Source organism: Sorangium sp. So ce302 (genome assembly GCF_051530145.1).
GTDB lineage: Bacteria > Myxococcota_A > Polyangia > Polyangiales > Polyangiaceae > Sorangium > Sorangium cellulosum_B.
The window spans coordinates 9,317,579-9,332,125 of record NZ_CP150326.1 but is presented as its reverse complement, the minus strand read 5'-3'; the positions used below and the strand labels follow the sequence as shown (position 1 = coordinate 9,332,125).

The window sequence follows — 14,547 nt, the reverse complement described above, 5'->3', positions numbered from 1 at the left end:
GGGGGAAGCGCGCCGGAACGATTCCACTTCGCTGGAATTGTGTCGTGTTGTGCCGGCGCGTCAGGGTGATCATGGTTTGTCTGCCCGCTCGGTTCGAGGCGCGAACAGACCGTCGTGTACACATCTCCATTGCAATTTTGCATCGGGCTCTGCGATAGCTGAACAAGGGGGATCGCTGGCGCTGCCGCCCGGTGCAGGGGAGAGACCGGGCGAGCGAACGCTCGCGGGAACGCGCATGATCAGTCTGTCCGAGTACGCGCTCACGGACGTAGTTCACGAGGGTAGAAGCGTCGTTGTTCACCGCGGCTACTGGAAGCAGGACGGCGCGAAGGTCATCGTCAAGCGGCTGAAGGCCGAGCTCCCCGATCCTACAGAGCTCGCGACGCTGCGGCACGAGCACGCGATCCTCAGGGATCTCGCGATCGCCGGTGTCCCGAGGGTTCATGGGCTCGCGACGTCCGAGCGTGGCGTGGCGCTCGTCATGGAGGATACCGGCGGGCGGGTGCTCTGCGACATCCTGCGTGAAACAGGCCTCGATCTCCGGACCACGCTGGAGGTCGCCATCGCCCTCGCGGCCATCCTCGAGTCCCTCCATCAAAGGCGCATCGTCCACAGGGACGTCAAGCCGCACAATGTCCTCCTCGATCTGGAGTCGAAGGCGATCAGGCTCATCGATTTCGGCATCTCGGCGCGCCTCGTCCAGGAGATCCAGGCGATCGGCAGCCCTGAATCACTGGAAGATACCCTCGCGTACATCTCGCCCGAGCAGACCGGCCGCACGAGTTGCCTCGTCGATCACCGCTCCGACCTCTACTCCCTCGGCGTCACGCTGTACGAGATGCTCACGAGGTCTCTGCCTTTTCGAGCGGTCGACTCTGTGGAGCTCGTGCACTGCCACATCGCGAGGACACCGGCCTCGCCGTGCAAGGTGTCGCCCGACGTCCCCAGGGCGGTGTCGGACATCGTCATGAAGCTCTCAAGGAGATACGGCACGCCGTCGCGCACCTGCGCGGAGGGTACTTCATCGCCGGCAAATCCGATCAGCTCGACCGGAATGTCCCGTATGCCCCTTTTCAGCAGGCGCTCCGGGAGCTGATCCGGCAGATCATGGTGGAGCCGGCGGAGGCGCTGACGCGCTGGAGAGACAGGATCACGGCGGCGCTCGCGGAGAACGGGCAAGTGATGGTCGATCTCGTCCCCGAGCTCTCATGGCTGATCGGGCCGCAGCCGAGCGTACCGGAGCTCGGGCCGACCAGCTGCCGGAGGTGGGCGAGCAGGTCGCGGCGATCGTCGAGGCGGAGCTCGCGGAGGTGCAGGCCGGCCTCGGCGGGCGCCGGATCGAGGAGCTCATCGACGCGCCCCTGATGACGGACCCGGACAAGCGGGCGCTCATGAAGTTCCTCGTCGTCATGCTCAACGCCGCGTATGCGTCGAAGAACCCGCTCTTTCCCTTCCTCCTCGCCAGGCAGGTCAACCTCTCCCTGAAGTACGGCCACTCGGACGGGTCGGCGAGCGGCTATATCACGTATGGGTTCTTCTTCTCGGTGGCCCAGGCGCGCTTCCGGGAGGGGTATGCGTTCGGCAAGCTCGCCATCGATCTCAACGACAAGCTCAACAACCCCGAGATGGTCTGCAAGCTGAACTCGCAGTTCGCGATGTTCATCCATCGCTGCAGGCACATCCGCGAGGCGCTCCCGTACTTCGAGCGGGCCTACGACGCCGGCGTGCAGTCCGGCGACTTCTTCCTGCCCTATGCCTGCTTCCAGATGGCCGACGCGCGGCTCGCCCTCGGCGAGGAGCTCGGGAACGTAGGCGAGGTGATCGCGAAGCTCCTCGCGCTCGTGCAGCGGCTCAAGGACAGCCCGAGCGCGGCGACGCTGCAGATCATGCTGCAGATGGTCGCGAACCTCACGGGACAGACCAAGAGCCGAGACACCCTGAGCGACGACACCTTCGATGAGGCCTCCTTCGCCGCGACGCTGGGAGACATGCCGCTCGCCGCGCTCTGGTACCACGTGACCAAGGCCCAGCTCGCGTTCCTCTACGAGGACCCGCAGGGGGCGCTTGCGCACGCAGATCTCGCCGCGCCGATGATGGCCCTCGCCGGAGCCATGCCGATCGTGGACATGCTCCCCTTCTACGCCGTGCTCTCGATGCTCGCGCTGCCGGACGCGGCCGAGCGGGAGCGGCGCGGCGCCGCGATCGCCGCGCACGAGGCCCGGCTCTCGCTCCTCGCGGCGAGCTGCCCCGAGAACTACCGGCACCGCCATCAGCTCGTGCTCGCCGAGGTGGCGCGCGTGGCCGGGAAGGAGGTCGAGGCGATGGCGCGCTACGACGAGGCGATCTCCGGCGCGCGCCAGGGCGGGTTCGTCCACGAGGAGGCGCTGGCGAACGAGCTGTGCGCGAAGTTCCTCGCGGCCGCAGGGAAGGTGAAGGCGGCGCGCGTCCACATGAGCGAGGCGTACGACGCCTATCGGCGCTGGGGGGCGATCGCGAAGGCGTCGCACCTCGCGGAGCATCATCCCCGTCTCCTCCAGGAGTCCGCGGCGCCGCCGTCAGGCGAACGGTTGACGTCGGTGTCGCTGCCCACCACCACGTCGAAGAGCGCGGCGCTCCTCGACGCGACGACGATCCTCAGGGCAGCGCAGACCATCTCCGGCGAGCTCGTGCTGGATCGCGTGCTCGAGCGCCTGATGGGGCTCGTCCTCGAGAGCGCCGGCGCGCAGCGGGGCGCGCTGCTGCTCGCGCGCGAAGGCCAGCTGCTCGTCGAGGCGACCGCCACGGTCGAGCCGAGCAGCGTGCTCGTGGGCCTCTCGCTCCCCCTCGATCAGAGCGGCGACGTCGCCCAGGCGGTGGTGCGCTACGTGGCCAGGACCAAGGAGCCCGTCATCCTGAACGCTGCCGCGCAGGACAGCCGCTTCGCCGCCGATCCGTACGTCATCGCGCGCCGCCCGCGCTCCGTCCTGTGCGTCGCGCTCTCTCACCGGGGCCGCCTCACGGGCGTGCTCTACCTGGAGAACAACGCGGCGTTCGGCGCGTTCACCGCGTCGCGGCTGGAGGTGTGCGAGATGCTGTCGTCGCAGGCGGCGATCGCGGTGGAGAACGCGCTGCTCTACGCGAAGGTCGAGGCGGCGAGCGCCGAGCTGCGGCGCGCCAACGAGGGGCTGGAGGGCGAGGTCGGGCGCCGGACCGCCGAGCTGCGGGAAGCCAACGAGCGGCTCGCGCGCGAGCTCGTGGAGCGCGAGCGCACGGAGACGATGCGCACGGCGCTCCAGGAGGAGATCCTGCGGGTCAAGGACGAGCGGCTCGCGGAGATGTCGACGCCGCTCATCCCGATCTCCGATCGGGTCGTGGTCATGCCGCTCGTCGGGACGGTGGACCCGCCGCGGGCGCTCCAGCTGATGGCGACGGCGCTGGAGGGCGTCCAGGCGAGGGGCGCCGGTGTCGTGATCATCGACATCACCGGCGTGAAGCTGGTCGACACCGAGGTCGCGAGCCTTCTGATCCGCACCGCAGACGCGCTGAGGCTGCTCGGCGCCCGCGCGGTGCTCACCGGGATCAGCCCCAGGGTGGCGCAGACGCTCGTGGCGATGGGCGTCGACCTCGGCCGCATGGTGACGAAGCAGACGCTCCAGAGCGGCATCGCCTACGCGATGGGGAGACCCGCCGCGGCATAACGCGCGCTCGCGCGACGCCGCCGCGGCGATCTCGCACGCGGTCGGACCACCGGTCTCCGGATGATGCAACGCGTTATGCTGCTGCGGCCGCCGCCAGGAACGCCTGCGAGAGCTCCGACGGCGCCGGCAGCGCCGAGCTCGCGAGCCCTCGCCGCGCCACCGCGAGCCAGCGCATCGGGTCGGCGACCGCGCCGCTCGCGATCGCCGCGAGCAGGCGGCGGCGCATCCAGTCCTTGCGGCGGTAGAAGCTCGTGCCGTGCTCGGCCGTCGGGCGCGGGACGTAGCTCGCCAGCGAGACGTGCGTCTTCTCGTGGAGCAGGAGATCCGCGAGCGCCGTGAAGGCGACCGCGTCGTCGCGCAGGAGCACCGCGGTGAGCAGCGCCCGCACCCGCGCCGACGCGAGGTTCACGCTGATCCCGCTCCCGTCGGTGTGCGCCATCTCGTCGGGGCCGTAGAGGTCCTGGTGCACCCAGATCGGCGACGCCGGGAGGTCCGCGGACTCGGAGATCGCCGCGTCGAGCCGCTCGATGATCGTCATGGCCGCGGCCACGGCGCGGACGCCGGGCACGTCGATCGCGGTCTTGAGGAGCGCCTCGCGCGAGGTGCGGGGCATCGGGCACGGCGCGGCGCCCGGCGCCCGCGGAGGCGCCCCGGCGGCGGCCTGGAGGGGCTGCGACGCCGCGCCCTCGCTCGCGAGGCGCCGCCAGAACGCCTGGGCGAGCGGCTCGTCGAGCGCGAGGTACACGAGATCCCCGGGCCGCACGCCGGCGGTTTCCCGCCCCACGGCGGCCTCCGGCCCCGGACCGGAGGCGCCGAGCGGCCAGCGGGCGGTGCTGCGGACCTGGCTCGACGACAGCGACAGCGCGGCCTCGAGGGGGCGGAGCGCGCCGGTCCGGTGCGCCTGGAGCAGCTCGCGCAGCGTCAGCGGCGCGCTCCGGTACTGGACCTGGCGGAGCGGGGAGAGCGCCGCCCCCGAGGGCCGCTGGCCGGAGTCGACGACGATCGACCGGAAGAGGGGCGCGTCGAGCAGCCCGCTCGCGAAGCGGATGACCTGCTCGGGCGCCGCCACCGTGGGGGTGCGCGCGACCGGATCGAGCTCGTCCACCGCCTGCGCGGACGCGATCGTGATGCTCTCGCCGAGCAGCGCCGCGTGGAGGAGCCGGTCGAGGACCGAGGAGAGGCGGTGATCGACCGCGCGCAGGAGCTCGCGGTCGTACAGGGCGTCGCGCAGGACGAACCGCTCGAAGGCCGCGACGAGCGCCGCCTCGACCGCCGTGGACGCGGTCGCCGCGACCGCCGAGCGGCCCTTGTTGAGCGGCACGCCGAGCGGCAGCTCCGCGACCAGGCCGAAGCCCGCCGCCGTGATCGCCCGCGCCAGCTCGCGGTGAAGCCCGAGCTCGGGGCCAGGGAAGGGATCGATCCGCGTCGCCACCGTGAGCCCCTTCTGGGTGATCGTGAGCTGCGGCTCGATGCCGTCGCCCCGGCCGACGAACAGCTCGACCGCGCCGCAGAGCTCGCCCGACGGCGGGAGACGGAGCGGCACCTCCGCGGCGCGGCGGAGGCGCCCGCGCGCCGTGTTGACGAGCGCGCCGTCCACGTAGATCCGCGCGACGGTCGCGTCGACAAGCCCCACCGCCGCGGTGACCTCCGCGGCGAGCGCGGGCCGCGAGATCGGCTGCGCGAGCGACAGCCTCACCGAGGTGCCCGTCGTCGGGCGGCGGGGCGGCTCGGAGGCGCGCTCGTCAACACGGCGCGCAGGGGCGCCCGCGCGGGCGCCGTCCGCGTACGGCGCGGGCGGGGGGCGGGGCAGGGACAGGAGCGTCCACGAGAAGTCCTCGTAGGGCGGCCCCCCGCCGAGCGGCGCGACGAGCAGCCGGTGCCCGCCCGAGGGCGTCGCCGTGACCACCTCGATCCACGGCGCGATCTCGAGCACGGAGAAGAAGCCTATCCCGTGCTCGCCGATCGCGTCGGGCTCGCCCGCCTTGCCGCTCCGGAAGGGCACGAGCAGGTCGGCGAGGAGCTCGGTCCGGCTCATGCCGCGGCCTTGATCGGTGACCGAGATCTCGCGCCCGTCCTCGGACGAGCGGACGTCGATGCGGGCGCCCGGCGGCGACGCGTCGAGCGCGTTCTGGAGCAGCTCGCGGAGCGGGCCGATCCGCGACGACGCCTGCGCGTAGATGGTGCGGGAGAGGATGCGCTGCGCGAGGTCGGGCACCGTCGCCTCGCCGCGGCAGGCGGCGACGAGCGCGAGGCGCTCCGCGCTGCTCGCCTGCAGGTAGGCCTCGGCGCGCCCGTGGATCCGCACGAGCAAGAGCTCCGAGAAAAGCCCGTACGAGATCTGGGTCATGGCTCGCCTCCAGACGTCCTTTCGCCGGGCCGGGGCGCCGCGAAGGCCGTCCCGTCCACGGGTTCGCCGACGATGAGATCGCGCTCGAGATCGGCCTCGCGCACCCCGGAGGCCCGATCGAAGGCGGCCCGCAGCGCGTACCAGTCGCTCCAGCCCGAGGGACGCCGCATCGCCGCGCTGTCGTCGCGGATGAGCAGGAGCCGGCGCGTGCCGAGGCACGGCAGCGGCCCCGCCGGCCGCCGCCCCGGCGCGTCGGGGAGCGGCGGCGCGCCCGGCGCCCGGCGCGCCGCCGCGCCCGCGCCGCGGTCCGGCTGGAGCCGGCTCCGGCAGAGGGCGACCATCGTCGTGTGCGGGCTCGTCGCCCGCGCGACGAGCAGCGGCAGCCCAGAGAGGTCGCCGCGGCGCCGCGCCAGGGCCGAGAGCGTCTCCGGCGGGTCGATCTCGAGCTCGTCCTCGAGCAGCTCGCGCTCGCCGGGCAGGTGCGGCTGCCACTCGCGCTCCGCCCAGAAGCTCTCCGGCACGAACAGCCGCTCCGCCACGCTCGGCCCGAGGAACCCGAGCAGCGCCTCGCGCCGCTCGGGGGTCACCATGCAGCGCCCGGGGCCGAGCAGGGCGTGCGCGAGATCGAGGGCGACCTCGTCCCAGCCCGCGGATTGCAGCATGAGCGCGCTGATCTGGGCGGCCATCTCGGCGAGCCTGTCGCGCGTGCGCCGGCCCTCGCCGCTCGCCGCGGCGAGCTCGATGAGGCGCCGGTAGAAGGCCGTCGCGACCGCGGTGAACTCGGGCCCGACCTTGAGCGCGTCCCGCCCCTCGGTCAGCTCCACGGCGGCCGGGAAATCGATGAGCGCGAGCTCGGCGAGGGCGAGGCAGGCGTCGACCTTGACCCCGGCATGGAAGGTGGCCGCCGAGATGCTCGGGAGCAGCCCTCGCCCGCCGATGTGGAAGCGCGCGAGGAGCGCGTCGCCGAGGTGGGTCCGCGCCTCCAGCGCGGCCGCACCGGGGGGCTGGGGCGCGACAGCGACCCGCTCCTGGATGAGCTGCCCGCCGGAGATCAGCCGGCCGTCGTTCACGGCCGCGCCGTCGAGCAGCACGAGGGCGCGGCTCGCGGGGAAGAAGTGGAGCGCGTCGCGCAGGTACGCGCGGACCGTGGCCGTCTCGAGCAGCGCCGAGGTGACGCGCACGCGCGTCCCCAGCAGCGGCGCGATCCGGCGCACCGAGCACATCAGGGCGGCGGTGAGCTCGGGCGACGCGCGGCCGCGGGCTTGCCCGAGCTCCTCCGAGGCGCTCGCAGGCGCGCTGCCCGCGTCGCCCGCGCTGGGCCAGGCCACGACGCGGATCGCCCATCCCTCGACGCCGTCGCCGGTGGTGACGTGCAGGCTGAAGCTCTCCGGATCCGAGAGCCCCAGCCCGAGCACGGAAAAGAACCCGACCCCGAACCGGCCGAGATCGATCCCTGGCCGCTTGTCCGTCGCGAACGGGATGAGCAGCCGTGAGAGGATTGCCCGGAGCCCCATGCCGGCGCCGGCGTCGCTGACCTCGACGCGCCCGTCGGTGACGGCGACGTCGACGACGGGCTGCGGCGCGCGGGCCGCGTCGGCGGCGTTGAGCACGAGCTCGATGAGCGGCCGGAGCGGATGCCCGAACTGCCGGCAGATCTCCTCGTCGAGGATCTTGAGCAGGTAGGCGCGGTCGATGGGCGGCTCCGCGAGGTCGCGCTGCCCCGCGCACAGCGCCTCGAGCGCGGGGCGGTGCAGGCCGACGGCGACGAGCTCGTGCAGCGCCCCCAGAAAGTACAGCCCGGCGTCGCCCGGCAAAGGCGGGGCGCGTCGGTCGCCGCCCCCGTCACCCCCCGCTCCGTAGTGCGCGTGCACGCTCGACTGCTCCCCCTCACGCCCGCCCTCGACATGCCCCTGCGCGAAGTGCGCGCACCCACCGTGCGAATGCGCGCCGAGTGAGCGCCGAGTGGCGGACGAGCGACGGCGCTTTCACCGCCCGTGCCGAGCCGAACCGTCGGGCGTCGACCGTCCGTCCTTCAGCGCGCGGCCGCCGGGGGCGTCGGCCTCCCGCCGCCTCGACCTACCCGGCGGCTTGGTGCTCGCGCGGCGAGCTCGGTGCGCCGCGCGCTTCGTCCTCGTCCGCGCTGCCCGCGCCCTGGGCGTCGCCGAGCCGCGCCGCGGCCCCGCGGGGGAGCGCTGCGCCCTGGGGGAGGGTGGTGCTCAGGGGCAGCGGCGTGACGCTCTGGGGCGGCGGCGTGACGCTCTGGGGCAGGTCGGAGAGCTCGGGCAGCTCGGAGAGCTCGAGCGCGCTCCACTTGCCGGGGGGCGGGATCGACGTCACGCCGGCGCGCTCCCGCTCCAGGCGCGCGTTCAGCTCGCCCCCGATGAGCAGCGCCAGCGCCAGGAGCCACAGCCAGAACAGGAAGATCGCGACGGTCGCGAGGCTCCCGTAGAACGTGGCGTAGCGGCCGAGCGTGGCGACGTAGAGCGAGAAGAGGGTCGACACGGCGGACCAGAGCACCACCGTGAGCACCGCGCCCGGGAAGATCCGGCGTCGCTCGATGTTCGGGCGCTGGATCGAGATCCTGAAGAAGGCGGCGACCATGCAAATGACGAGGCCCCCGGGGAGGGCGAAGGCGACGATGCGGGCGCCGGTCGATCCGGAGAGCGTGCCGATCAGCACGCCCACGCCGGCGACCACCGGCACCACGGCCAGGCTGGCCATCACGCACGCCGCCGCGATCGCCCTGCGCACGTACCAGGGGCGCTCGCGCGTGTTGTAGATCGTGTCGAACACGCCCATGGCGGTCGAGAGCCCGGAGGACGTGATCCAGAGGAAGCCGGTGATGCTGATCGGCGCGACCGCCGACGACTGCGAGAGCCGGATGAGCTCTTCCGAGACGAGCTTCGCGACGTCCGGGGGCGCCGCCTGCAGGATGGGCCGCACCACCACATCCGACCACTGGTGGATCCGGCTGAGCACATAGCCGGCGAAGGCGGCCAGCGGGATCAGGCTGAGGAACGCGTCGAAGGCCATCGCGCTCGCGGCCCGCGGCCCGTTGTGGCGATCCAGGCTGACGATGACGCTCCACACCGCCTTCGCTGCGTGGTGGCGCGCGATCTGTTGCCGGATCGGAGCAGGCACGGAGGGCAGCGTCGCTCTCCCTCGTGCGGGGCGCAATACCATCCGCCCCGCCGCCGCGCGCGGCCGATCTCGGCACAGCGGCGATGTCCGTGCAGCGGCGCTGCGGCGCGCGCCTAGGCGTCGGTGTTCCTGTCGGCGGCGAGGAGGCTCTGTACGGCGTAGGGCACCGACTCGACGCCGGCGAGCTCGGCGAGGGCGTAGGCGATGTGCTCGCGGCTCGCGTGCGGCGGGATGCCGACGATCGCCCAGGAGCCGCCCTCGCCGCGCTGCAGATTGCTCCCGCGCTCGACGCGCATCGCGGCGATCGCGGGGTAGACGGCCACCGTCATCCGCTTCGGCCGGAGGCGGTCCAGCGTGCGCATGGCGAAGGCGATCCGGTCGAACTGGCTGGGGTCCCGGTACTCGACGTGCCGCGCCCGGTCGATCTCCACATGGTGGGCATCACGCTCGCGCACGTCGTGAGCATAGCCCAAGCAGGCCGCCGCGCCGCTCCGGCCTGCGGCCCCGGGCGGCAGATCGAGCTGGCTCGAGCGGGCCGCGGGTGCCGGCGCCGGCCGGCCATGCTACGCGCCGAAGCGCCATGGACAGCCTCCCCCTGCTCGCCGATCACCCGTACGCCTCCTTCCTCGATCAGGTCGAGAAGCCCGCGCGCTACGCGGGCGGCGAGGTCGGCTCGGTCGTGAAGGACTGGGCGTCGGTCGAGGCGCGCGTCTGCCTGGCATTCCCGGATGTCTACGACATCGGGATGAGCCACCTCGGCTTCAAGATCCTCTACAAGCTGCTGAACGACGACCCGCGCACGCTGGCCGAGCGCTGTTATACGCCCTGGGTCGACATGGAGGCCCAGCTCGTGAAGCGCGGGCTGCCGCTCGTGTCCCTCGAGTCCGCGCGCCCGCTCAGGGACTTCGACGTCGTGGGCTTCTCCCTGCAGTTCGAGCTCACGTACTCCAACATCCTCACGATGCTGCACCTCGGCGGCGTCCCGCTGCGCGCGGCGGACCGCGGCGAGGACGACCCGATCGTGATCGCGGGCGGCCCGACGGCGACCCACCCCGAGCCGATCGCCCCCTTCCTCGACGCCATCGTCATCGGCGACGGCGAGGAGAAGGCGACCGAGGTCGCCCTCGCGTGGGCGCGGCTCAAGCGCGAGGGCGTGCCGCGGCGCGAGCGGCTCGTCGCGATCGCGCGCCTCGGCGCCGTCTACGTGCCCTCGCTCTACGCGACCCGGCTCGATCCCGACACCGGCTTCGAGGTCGTGAACCGCCCGCTCGCCTCCGGGATCCCGTTCCCGATCGAGCGCGCCCTCGTCGACCTGAACAAGTACCCGTTCCCCGACGAGAGCCCCACGGGCGGGCCCGAGGCCATCTTCGACCGCATGTCGATCGAGATCGCCCGCGGCTGCACCGAGGGGTGCCGCTTCTGCCAGGCCGGCATGATCTACCGGCCCGTCCGCGAGCGCGATCCCGAGCAGATCGTCGACACCGTGATGCGCGCGGTGCAGAGGTCCGGCCAGGACGAGGTCTCGCTCACGGCGCTGTCGACCGCCGACGTCTCGTGCATCTCGCCGCTCATCAAGAAGGTCACCGAGCGCCTCACCGCGGAGCGCATCTCGCTCGGCGTCTCGTCGCTGCGCGCCTACGGGCTCGAGCCCGACCTGCTCGACGAGCTCAAGCGCGTGCGCGCGACCGGCCTCACCTTCGCGCCGGAGGCGGGCTCCCAGCGAATGCGCGACGTCGTGAACAAGAACGTCACGGAGGAGCAGCTCCTCGAGACGGCCGAGCGCGTGTTCAGCCGGGGCTGGGGCAAGATGAAGCTCTACTTCATGATCGGCCTGCCGACCGAGACCGACGAGGACGTGCGCGGCATCGTCGAGACGGGCGCCCGCGCGGCCGGCGCCGGGAGGAGGGCAGCGGGCAAGGGCAAGCCGGTCGACGTGACGGTCAGCGTCTCGACCCACGTGCCGAAGCCTCACACGCCCTTCCAGTGGGCGGCGATGGACACGCTCGGCGAGGTCGGGCGCAAGCAACGGCTGCTCAAGGACACGGTGCGGCCCTATCGCGCCGTCACGCTGAAGACCCACGAGGCTCACGCCAGCGTCCTCGAGGGCATCTTCGCCCGCGGCGACCGTCCCCTCGCCGACGTCCTCGAGCGGGCCTGGCGGCACGGCGCCCGCTTCGATTCGTGGGAGGACAAGCTCGATCTCGCCGTGTGGGAGGAGGCGTTCACGCACGTCGGCGTCGACCGCGAGAAGTACCTCGGCACCCTCCCGGTGACGGCGCGGCTGCCCTGGGATCACATCGACGTCGGCCTCGAGGAGGGCTTCCTCGCGAAGGAGTACAGGAAGGCGCTCCAGAGCCGCCTTAGCCCGCCGTGCGGAAAGGTCGCCGGCATGTTCGTCCACCACACGAACCTCGACGACGCCAAGGCCGACGCGCGGCGGCTCGTCTGTTACGACTGCGGCGTCGCCTGCGACATGACGCAGATGCGCGAGGAGCGGCTCACCTTCCTCGATCGGCTCGGCGCCCACCGGCGCTCGCTGCCGGTGCTCACCGACGCAGGCGCCGCGCCGCCCGTGGCCGCCGCGGGTCCCTCTGGCGCGCCGGCGAGCGACGGCGGCGCGGAGCGGGCGAGCGTCGGCGGCGCGGAGCGGGAGAGCGTCGCTGCAACGGCTGCAACGGAGCCGAAGAGCGGCGACGACGGGGAGCCCTCCCGCGCCGAAGGGGAGGCGCCCCACCGCGCGCGGCGGATCGCGCCTGCGCCGAAGGGGCGCGGCGGCTTCCGCTACCGCTTCCGCTTCGAGAAGGCCGGGCCGATGGCGCTGCTCGGCCACCTCGACGTCGTGCGCGAGCTGCCCCGCGTGCTCCGGCGCGTCGGCGCGCCGATGACCTACACCGCGGGCTTCCACCCGAAGCCCGACATGACCTTCTCGCCGGCGCTCTCGCTCGGCGTGATCAGCCTCGACGAGTACGTCGACCTCCGCCTCGAGCGCGACCTCGATCCCGCCGCGCTCGACGCGCTCGTCGCCGCGATGTCGGCCGCGAGCCCGCGCGGGCTCGTGTTCAGCGGCGCCGTCAAGCTCGGCCCGGAGGACCCGTCCCTGAGCAAGCTCATCGCCGGCGCGCGCTACGCGCTCGCCTTCGCGCGCTCCGCGATCGGCGGCGACGCGGAGGCGCTCCTCGCCGCCCGCTGCAGCGCCGCCCTCTCGGCCGCGTCGCTCCCGATCCGCCGGGAGATCGACCGGCTCGCCAAGATGGTCGACGTGCGCCAGTACCTCGTGCGGGCCGAGGTCGGCGGGCCCGAGGTCCACGCGGCGCTCGCGCGCGCCGGGCTCGTCGGCGATCTCGTCGCCCTCGAGGTCGAGGTCGATATCCGCGGCTCGGGTGCGGTGAAGTCGTCCGAGGTCGCGGCGGTGATCACGGGAGAGCCGGGGGAGGCGCCGGGCGCGATCACGCCGCCGCCGCACCGCGCCGTGCGGCTTCAGCTGTTCGGCCGTACGTCGCCGGCGGGCTCCGCAGCGGGCGAGCGCTTCTCGCTCTTCGATCTCGAGCGGGCGCGCCGCGTCAAGCCGGCTCCTGAGCGAACAGCGGCCCTCCCGCTCGCCGCGGACGCCGAGTGAGCCAGCCCGGGACGGTCGTGTCGTAAAGATCCTCCCGGCGACGGCGGCGGCGGGGCGCGGAGCGCGCGCGGGCTATCGCTCGGGGATCGGCTACGCTGCGCTTTGCTTTATGGCAAAGGAGGCTCACGAGATAGCGTGCTGCGCGGCGCGCTTGGCCGCGGCGGGGGCGGTCGGCGCGAGCGTCGCCCACGAGCTGCGCAACGCCCTCGCGGTCGCGGAGTCGTCGCTCTACCTGGCGCAGCGCGACCTCGACGATCGGCCTCGCCTGCTGCGCCACCTCGACCGGGTGACGTGCGAGATCCGCAAGGCGCACGAGGTCATCGGCAGCGTCCTCGGGCTGGCGCGCGGCGAGCCGCTGCGGCGCGAGCCGGCGCACCTCGGCCGGCTCATCGAGGGCGCGCGGCACGCGCTGGTGCTGCCCACGGCCGTCCGGTTCGAGGTCGCCGTCGCGCCGGCCGACCTCACGCTCCTGTGCGACCCGATCCTGCTCGAGCGCGTCTTCTCGAACCTCTACCTCAACGCGATCGAGGCGTTCGACGAGGGGCCCGGCGGCGTGATCGTCACGCGCGCGTGGAGGGGCGACGAGCGCACGCACCTCGAGATCGAGGACAACGGCCCTGGCGTTCCTCCGTGCGTGGCCGACCACCTCTTCGAGCCGCTCGTGACCGCCAAGGTGAAGGGGACCGGCCTCGGCCTCGCGCTGAGCCGGGTCATCGTCGAGGCGCACGGCGGCGAGATCACCGCGACGGCGGGCCGGTGCGGGGGCGCGGCGTTCCGCATGTGGTTGCCGAACGCGTGACGGGCGCGGAGCGTGGCGAGCTCCTCGGGGCGCGTCCCCGGCGTGCTATCGTTCTCTCATGCAGGTGAAGCGCCGGACGGCGGAGCGCGGCCCTTTTCGCGCGGAGCACCTCCGCGCGGGGGATCCGTACGAGCTGTCGAATGGCCACCCCGTCTACTGCGCCCCCACGGGGGGGCGTGCCTCGGGGCCGAACCACCTGGGCAGCTCGGTCGTGGGGTGGGACCCGGCGGTCAAGGAGGTGGGCGTGGATACGGGGTACTCCCCGGATCCGGGCACCCTCCGGGCGCCGGACGTCGCGGTGGGGAACGTGCCCGACAGGCCGGGCTGGGTGAAGGGCGTGCCGGAGCTCGCGATCGAGTACGCCGACGTGGGACAGGACGAGGAGGCGCTCAAGGAGAAGATCGCCGACCTGATCGCGGCCGGTACGAAGCTCCTGTGGGTGGTGCGCCTCACCGGTCCACGGCGGGTCGAGGTGCACGAGCCGCGCCGGAAGGTGCGCGTCGCGCTCCCCGGGGAGCTGCTGAGCGCGCCGGGCATCCTGAAGAACGCGGTCCGGGTCGAGGCGCTCTACGACCGAAGCGAGGCGGAGAAGAGCACGCTGACCAACCTCCTCCAGCGGCGCGGATACGAGGATCTCGACGCCGTGCTCGATGCAGGGCGCGAGGAAGGCCGCGAGCAGGGGCGCGAGGAAGGCCGCGAGCAGGGGCGCGAGGAAGGCCGCGAAGAGGGGCGCGAGGAAGGCCGCGAAGAGGGGCGCGAAGCGGGACGTGAGGAGGGGATCCTCGAGGGCAAGCGCGACGCGCTGAGGCGTGTCCTCGCTCGGCGAGGATTGCGGCTCACGAAGGCGGCCGCGGCGAAGATCTCGTCGTGCAGGAGCGAGCGCGAGCTCGACCGCTGGCTCGACCGCGCCCTCGTTGCGTCGGCCACGGCGGAGGTGTTCCGCCGCGCGGGCCGTTGACCCGGGCCG

At 73.0% G+C, this 14,547-nt stretch carries 9 protein-coding genes; 5 read left to right on the top strand and 4 right to left on the bottom strand.

From position 1 onward, the window contains the following. Positions 1 to 235 precede the first annotated feature (235 nt). Complete coding sequence (locus WME73_RS35420; RefSeq protein WP_437912404.1) at positions 236 to 1,096, top strand: serine/threonine protein kinase; 861 nt, start codon at positions 236 to 238, stop codon at positions 1,094 to 1,096. Positions 1,097 to 1,208: 112 nt separating this feature from the next. Then, a complete protein-coding gene (locus WME73_RS35415; protein WP_437912403.1) occupies positions 1,209 to 3,677 on the top strand; it encodes a GAF domain-containing protein in 2,469 nt (822 codons plus the stop codon). A gap of 73 nt (positions 3,678 to 3,750) precedes the next feature. Here WME73_RS35415 and WME73_RS35410 read toward each other — a convergent pair whose 3' ends face one another. The 4 genes from WME73_RS35410 to WME73_RS35395 all read right to left on the bottom strand — a co-directional run bounded on the left by WME73_RS35410 (position 3,751) and on the right by WME73_RS35395 (position 9,620). Next, on the bottom strand, positions 3,751 to 6,024 hold the full coding sequence (locus WME73_RS35410) for an ATP-binding protein (protein ID WP_437912402.1): 2,274 nt from the start codon (positions 6,022 to 6,024) through the stop codon (positions 3,751 to 3,753). Further along, positions 6,021 to 7,895 carry an ATP-binding protein gene (locus WME73_RS35405; protein WP_437912401.1) on the bottom strand — a complete coding sequence of 625 codons (1,875 nt, stop codon included), beginning with the start codon at positions 7,893 to 7,895 and terminating at the stop codon, positions 6,021 to 6,023. Before WME73_RS35405 ends, WME73_RS35410 begins: the two co-directional genes overlap by 4 nt. 205 nt (positions 7,896 to 8,100) lie before the next feature. After that, complete coding sequence (locus WME73_RS35400; RefSeq protein WP_437852031.1) at positions 8,101 to 9,165, bottom strand: YihY/virulence factor BrkB family protein; 1,065 nt, start codon at positions 9,163 to 9,165, stop codon at positions 8,101 to 8,103. 113 nt (positions 9,166 to 9,278) lie between these two features. Next, entirely contained in the window at positions 9,279 to 9,620 is a 342-nt protein-coding gene (locus WME73_RS35395; protein ID WP_437740769.1) for a hypothetical protein, read from the bottom strand. Between the two features lie 125 nt (positions 9,621 to 9,745). Between WME73_RS35395 and WME73_RS35390 the strand changes: the two genes are divergently transcribed. From WME73_RS35390 to WME73_RS35380, 3 genes are all read left to right on the top strand, one after another. Beyond that, the gene (locus tag WME73_RS35390; protein ID WP_437912400.1) at positions 9,746 to 12,781 is read left to right on the top strand and encodes a TIGR03960 family B12-binding radical SAM protein; all 3,036 of its coding nucleotides are present in this window, start codon (positions 9,746 to 9,748) and stop codon (positions 12,779 to 12,781) included. 109 nt (positions 12,782 to 12,890) lie between these two features. Then, positions 12,891 to 13,580, top strand: a complete 690-nt coding sequence (locus WME73_RS35385; RefSeq protein WP_437740767.1) for a sensor histidine kinase — start codon at positions 12,891 to 12,893, stop codon at positions 13,578 to 13,580. A gap of 58 nt (positions 13,581 to 13,638) precedes the next feature. Continuing rightward, the gene (locus tag WME73_RS35380; RefSeq protein WP_437740766.1) at positions 13,639 to 14,538 is read left to right on the top strand and encodes a Uma2 family endonuclease; all 900 of its coding nucleotides are present in this window, start codon (positions 13,639 to 13,641) and stop codon (positions 14,536 to 14,538) included. Positions 14,539 to 14,547 lie beyond the last annotated feature (9 nt).

Excerpts from the sequence above, each read along its gene's own strand:
- WME73_RS35420 (WP_437912404.1), top strand. The coding sequence starts at position 236 with ATGATCAGTCTGTCCGAGTACGCGCTCACGGACGTAGTTCACGAGGGT.
- WME73_RS35415 (WP_437912403.1), top strand. The coding sequence starts at position 1,209 with ATGGCTGATCGGGCCGCAGCCGAGCGTACCGGAGCTCGGGCCGACCAG.
- WME73_RS35410 (WP_437912402.1), bottom strand. The coding sequence starts at position 6,024 with ATGACCCAGATCTCGTACGGGCTTTTCTCGGAGCTCTTGCTCGTGCGG.
- WME73_RS35390 (WP_437912400.1), top strand. The coding sequence starts at position 9,746 with ATGGACAGCCTCCCCCTGCTCGCCGATCACCCGTACGCCTCCTTCCTC.
- WME73_RS35385 (WP_437740767.1), top strand. The coding sequence starts at position 12,891 with ATGGCAAAGGAGGCTCACGAGATAGCGTGCTGCGCGGCGCGCTTGGCC.
- WME73_RS35380 (WP_437740766.1), top strand. The coding sequence starts at position 13,639 with ATGCAGGTGAAGCGCCGGACGGCGGAGCGCGGCCCTTTTCGCGCGGAG.